The organism is Rubellimicrobium mesophilum DSM 19309 (assembly GCF_000600335.2).
Taxonomy (GTDB): domain Bacteria; phylum Pseudomonadota; class Alphaproteobacteria; order Rhodobacterales; family Rhodobacteraceae; genus Rubellimicrobium; species Rubellimicrobium mesophilum.
The window spans coordinates 2,898-8,448 of record NZ_KK088640.1 but is presented as its reverse complement, the minus strand read 5'-3'; the positions used below and the strand labels follow the sequence as shown (position 1 = coordinate 8,448).

Annotated in this window: 6 protein-coding genes and 1 pseudogene; 1 reads left to right on the top strand and 6 read right to left on the bottom strand. The window is 64.1% G+C overall.

Features of this window, described 5'->3' with window-relative positions; genetic code table 11:
- A partial coding sequence (locus RUMESO_RS25515; RefSeq protein ID WP_281177610.1) for a calcium-binding protein occupies positions 1-880 on the top strand: 880 nt, incomplete at its 5' end.
- Positions 881-1,410: 530 nt separating this feature from the next.
- Here the strand turns inward: RUMESO_RS25515 and RUMESO_RS24760 are convergent.
- The 6 genes and pseudogenes from RUMESO_RS24760 to RUMESO_RS26660 all read right to left on the bottom strand — a co-directional run.
- On the bottom strand, positions 1,411-1,932 hold the full coding sequence (locus tag RUMESO_RS24760; protein ID WP_037284599.1) for a helix-turn-helix domain-containing protein: 522 nt from the start codon (positions 1,930-1,932) through the stop codon (positions 1,411-1,413).
- On the bottom strand, positions 1,919-2,317 hold the full coding sequence (locus RUMESO_RS23415) for a hypothetical protein (protein ID WP_051521645.1): 399 nt from the start codon (positions 2,315-2,317) through the stop codon (positions 1,919-1,921). Before RUMESO_RS23415 ends, RUMESO_RS24760 begins: the two co-directional genes overlap by 14 nt.
- Before the next feature lie 287 nt (positions 2,318-2,604).
- Positions 2,605-3,369 (bottom strand): hypothetical protein, encoded by a 765-nt coding sequence (locus tag RUMESO_RS25510; RefSeq protein ID WP_037284595.1) that lies wholly within the window; start codon positions 3,367-3,369, stop codon positions 2,605-2,607.
- A 610-nt stretch (positions 3,370-3,979) separates the two neighbouring features.
- Positions 3,980-4,105: pseudogene (locus tag RUMESO_RS28760) on the bottom strand (helix-turn-helix domain-containing protein); the annotation flags it as partial.
- Positions 4,106-4,370: 265 nt separating this feature from the next.
- A complete protein-coding gene (locus RUMESO_RS28045) occupies positions 4,371-4,505 on the bottom strand; it encodes a hypothetical protein (protein WP_281177609.1) in 135 nt (44 codons plus the stop codon).
- A gap of 277 nt (positions 4,506-4,782) precedes the next feature.
- A partial coding sequence (locus tag RUMESO_RS26660) for a hypothetical protein (protein WP_211262988.1) occupies positions 4,783-5,551 on the bottom strand: 769 nt, incomplete at its 5' end.

Genomic DNA, 5,551 nt, shown 5'->3' with positions numbered 1-5,551 from the left:
GGAGGTGCTCGATGGTGGCGCCGGGCAGGACACGCTCGACTTCGGCGGCGGCCCGGCTGTCGTCGTTTCGCTGACCGATCCGACCCGCAACAAGGGCACGGCACTTGGGGACGTCTACACCGGCTTCGAGGCGATCATTGGCTCCTCCGGAGCGGACACCCTCGTCGGCAATGGGGCCAACAACACGCTCCATGGCCGCGATGGGGCTGACATCCTGGATGGCGGGGCCGGTGCTGACCGCTTGGAGGGCGGCGGGGGCAACGATACCTATCTGTTGACCGCTGCGGGGGACACACTCGTGGAACTGACTGGCGGTGGCACGGACCAGGTGAACTCAGCCGTGAGCCTGACCCTCGCAGCTCAGATCGAGAACCTTCTCCTGACCGGCAGCTCAGCTCTCAATGGCACCGGCAACGCTCTCGCGAACCGCCTCACCGGCAACGCGGCCAACAACGCGCTTTCGGGCGCGGGCGGTTCTGACACCCTGATCGGCTCTGGGGGGCAGGACACTGTGAACGGGGGCGCTGGCAAGGACACGCTGACAGGGGGCTTGGGCAACGATGCCTTTGTGTTCCTGAGCCCTGCAGAGGCTGGCGACGTTGTCACTGACTTCCACAACGCGACGGGCGACAACGACCTGATCCGCATCGACGCGTCCAGCTTCGGCGCCGGGCTGAAGGAGGGGAGCACGCTCGCGGCCACACAGTTCCAGATCCGGGCCGACAACCTGGCACGCGATGCCGACGACCGGTTCATCTTCCGCACCACGGACGCCACGCTCTGGTTCGACAGCAATGGCAGCGCCACAGGTGGGCTGACCATGGTTGCTGACCTGCAGGCCGGAGCGAGCGTCACCAATGGTGATATTCTACTGGTGTAGGGTTGCTTCTGGCTACCTGCCACGCACGTGGCCAGCGAGTGGTTGAGAAGGCCCGCGCCCCGTCATCCAAGAGTGTACGGAGGGCTCGGTGAAGGCTGGTTCTCCGACACGTCCGCGACGACCAAGCGGTTGGTAACGAGTGGCGAGAGCCTGCCCCTCGTCCCCCAAGAGGAGCCCATCCTACCCGGAACGCCCACAATGTCTGGTGGCGGAACATCTTGGCATCAGGTGCGTTGCGCGATCGAGGGCTGGACCTGGTGATTTGACGGCTTGGCCGCGGCCGGCCCGATGGGGAGGTGCTTATGCATTCCATTGACCCCGACGTCCGCACCACTCCGTCCGTCCGGGCCGAGATCGCCCTCTCGTCGGAGCCACCATGTGTGCTGGCCCAGCGCTTCGGCGTGAACGCGGATACCATCCGCAAGTGGGGCAAGCTAGCAGAACTGAGGTGTTGACCTGGACGTCGGCCAAGCCAAAGCACACGGAGGTGGCTGGCAAAGCTCCGGGGCAGTTTAGGGCCGAGTCGCCCGTCACTTTAGGTCTTTGCCCATCTCTCTTCGCCAACGTGCCCAGCGTGTCCGTTGCGCCTCTGCTATGCGGGCCCGGCCCTCCGCTGTTCTCGGCCCGGTGCTCTTGCCGCCGTGGAACTTGCACCGCCGCCGGCCGGGCTCGGAGAGCAGGCGGCAGGGCCGGCCCTTGCGGGTCCGGGCGCCGCAGCAGACACGACGATGAGCGGCTTTGGCCACCTCGCGCTCCCGCAGCCGGGCCCTCTCGGCCCTGACTCTCTCCTCGAGACGTTCCCGCTCGGCTTGGAGGAGAGTAAGACCCCATATTCGCGCGCGCGCGTTTGACCGGGAATAAATCCGCAAACCGAGCGCCTCCACGAAGGCCTGGAAGGCCCCACAACGAGCCTCGATCACGCCCTTCTTCTCCCAGTAGCGCACCGTGTCGCGCGAGTAGCCGGTGCGCCGCGCGAGCTCGGCTTGGCTCATCCGCAGCGCCTTGCGGCCAGCGCGCAGCTTGGCGCCGGTCAAGACCTCAGAACGCGTCATCGGTGGCCCCCTCTAGCGGGATCAGCTCTTCGGGCTCCTCGGCTGGGAGCGGGAGGCCGATGGCCTTGGCCATGGCCCGGAACACCTCCTGCTCGATCTCCTGGCACTCCCGCCGCAGCCGCCAGTAGGTGGCCCACCGCATGTGCTTGGGCCGAGGTGGGAACGGAGCGAGGAGCCCGCCGCCGGTCTGGCCCAGGCGCTTGCGGATCTTGAGCGCCTTGGCCCGGAGCCGGTCCTCTCGTGAGAGGAGGGTGCTCGCGTGCACCGCGCCCCGGCAGAGGCGGCAGCTCGGCCCGTAGAGCACCGTGCGGCGCCGCTGGCACTTGGGGCAGATCAGCCACCAGCGCACCCCGCCGAAGGGGCAGGGCGTGGAGGCGATCTCCACGCGCGTGCCATCGGGAAGGTGTCGGGCCCAGGGCTCGGAGCGCAGGGCCGCGGATGTCGACGCTGGGCCGCAACTCGCAAATCAACTGCGAAGTTATGTGTCGGCGACGCTCAGGACCGGGGGGCCCTTGATGCGGACGGTGAGGGACATGCGTGGAAAGTCCTTGAACGGTCTGATGTGGGATGTTTTCAGGTGGACAGATCATGATCCCAACAGCACCTGAAGATTGGAGGCTCTTGCTCTCCCTCCTGCTAGCGACGAGCGGGTCAATGCAGCGCTGGGGAGGGTCAGAGCTGAGTTGCTAGAGCGTCCATCTTCATCTCCGGGCCGTCGGGGTCGGCCGTCTCGGTCCAATGGGGGACCGACGCGTCCCTCTGGTGAGCCATCAGCTCATCCTCGGTCCGGGCCATTCTGAGTGCTTGCACTGCGGCGAAGCGCTTCGGGACGAACCCATACTCTTCGAGGATGCGTTGCGCCTCCTCGCGCGAGACTTGTTTGCGTGGCTCCGCTTCGGGTGCGCCCTCTGCTGGACGCTGCCGGAGCCCCGCCAACATCTGCCGTCTCGGCGCCGCCAGATCTTCGCAAACCTGATGAAGTTCGTGCCAGGACGGCCAGAACCTCCAGATGCGGCCGAGAAGGGCCTCGCGCACCACATCAGCCGGATATCCTGCCAAGCGAGAGGAGTAGGCCGCCAGCGTAAGCCGCTCGGTGAACTCGTCGTTCTGTCGCCGAGGCACAAGGACGGAAAGTTCCGCAAGCCATTCCTCGATCCGGCGCGGCACAGCAGGTGTAAGGGCGCGCTCGACACGTTGTGCGTTCTCCTCCCGGGCCTCCAGAGGGCCGCTGACCTCGCAGCCGACCGCAACAGAGCGGGACGGCAGACGCTCCCCATTTTGCCCCAAGGGATATCGGCCCTCATACCTCACCGCGAGCGCGACGCCCTGCGACGATGCTTGCGAGACTAGAGCCCCATCCACCTCGGCCGGATTGCGGGACGCGAGCCAGGCGGCCACTGCCTCCGGGGAGTTGCGATGGGTCAGGTCGATTGTCATAGTTGCCCTCCATGAGCTTGAGGAACGACGAGGCGCGGGTGAGGAAGTCGAAGCTGGCGCAAAAGGGCCTGCCCGACGCGGCGCGTCCGCAGAGGAAATCCGAAGCTTCAGCCTTGGCGAGAGCGGCTCTCCAGCCTTCCAGTCCGCCGGCCTCACGAAGGCGAGCCTCGAGGGTGGTCCGGCGCTGGGTGGTGAGCTTCTGAACCTTGGGCCAACCCACGCGTACCGCCGCCTCGTGGTAGGCTGTGAGGGCGGCTTCGACATGATTTGTCGGTCTTTGAACGACTGACTTGGAGGAATGGGGCGGCCTAAACAGAACAAGGTCGGTCAGGATACCAGGAGAGGTGGACGAGGCCGCCGACAATCGCTGCCACACGAGTTGCTGCGATGCCTCTTCCTCACGAGAGGAATGGTGGTTCTTGATGGTTCGGCGGACCGGGGAGTCCCCCTTTTGGGTATCCTGGGTCCGGGGGACTGTGTGTCCGGGGGACTCAGAGTCCCCCTTTGCTAGCCTAGTAGTCGACTCCTCAGCGTCGGGCCGATCAATGCGAAGCTGATAAACGCTGCAACCGTTGCGCCCGGTCCCTCGCTGCGTCGCGATGTGTCCGCTCTTCTCCAGTCGACGGATGATGCGACGCGCGCTGCGCTCATCGACGCAGGCTCTCTTGGCGATAGACGTCATCGAAGGCCAGCAGGTGCCGGCCTTGTCCGCCCAATCGGCCAAAGCCAAGAGCACCAGCCGTTCCGAGGCCTGTTCAGGGCCGTGAGACCAGACCCACTTCGAGGCTTCCACGCTCAAGGGGCACCTTCGGGCTGGAAAGAACAAGGCCCCGTGTGAGCGAGCGGTCGCGTCCTTGCGAGACGGCCGGCATGGGTAAGGCCAACGGCCCTACGCATCCTGGGCGGTCCTAGGATCGGATCTGAGGTCAACGGAGGGGTCGCTGCACGCCGATGCGCGCCGCTGCTTGCAGCCGTGGTGCTAACCATGATGTAGCTCAGCCTCAGCCAGCGGTGCCAGCGGCCTGAGCCTCCAGCCAAGCGATGACATCCGTCTCGCGCCAGTAGCGCCGCCGGGCGATGTAGGTGGGGCGTGGAAAGCCCATCGCAGGTTCGTTGAGCCAGCGCCAAAGCGTCATGTCGCTGACGCCCCCGCAGAGATGGCGAACGGCAGCGGAGGGGATTCGCTTCTCGCTGTGGGGGGCGGCCACTGCCTTGCAAGTGGACCCGGAATGTTCATGAGAGGTCACTGCAAGAGCGCTGGCCCCGCTGCTGAGACCGGGAACACCGGATGCGGGGCTTCTCTTCTCGATCATCTTAGGGCACCCACTCTAGGACTAGTGATCCCCTGTTAGACTAATCGATTGTCCGGGCAGGCACGTGCACGGACAGGATGAATGTGCACGGACAGAGTTTCTAAGGCTTCTTGAGATGCCGACGGATCGTCTCCGCTTTGGGTCGCGGAAGCCTACTTTGACCCTCGCCGTTCAGCTCTCTTTGCTTATTCTCAGCGAGCCACTGTTCGATCAGCTTTGACGTGATCAGTCTTGCAACTTTAGGTTTGCTGAGCCTTGGGTTCTTGCGCCACAACTCGTCGGCGAGGGCCTGAGCCTGAATTCCTCGCGCCGCTGCTTCAGCACTTCTCGCCAAGTTGTAAGCATCTCGGCCTTCGTCTCGCCGTGTCTGAAGGTCATCTTGGTCAGGACGTTTTAACACTCGCGGCTTTCTGCTTTTCCGAGACTTGGCAAGGCTCGCGTCTGAAATTTGTTGCTCAAGTTGCTGGAGCCGTTCCTCAATCCAAGTACTCTCGTTATGCGGGTTGGGTATGCCAAATTTGGTCATATCTTGGCGCCCTTCTCGTGCCGCAGCAATCTGACCCTCGTAATTTCTAACTTGCTGGTAGGTTAGGAGCCAACGTACCGCTAGCCTTTCGGGTGCGTCATCGTTGAGAGCCTGCAATCTATGATCGGGGGGATCAAAAATTCGGTGGCCATGAACATTATATCGATGATCCGGGTCTCGGATCCCGGACTGGCGCAAGAGCTTGCGAACTTCGGCAGAAAACTGCTCGCAGTTCAACTGCCGAAGAAATGTTCCGGGCGGTGTGTTTGCATTTGGGCTCTGTTGCGCAAATCCTGCGGGATTCCTCTTGGAGGCTGAGTGGGTTAGTGGATGAGGATGCCCA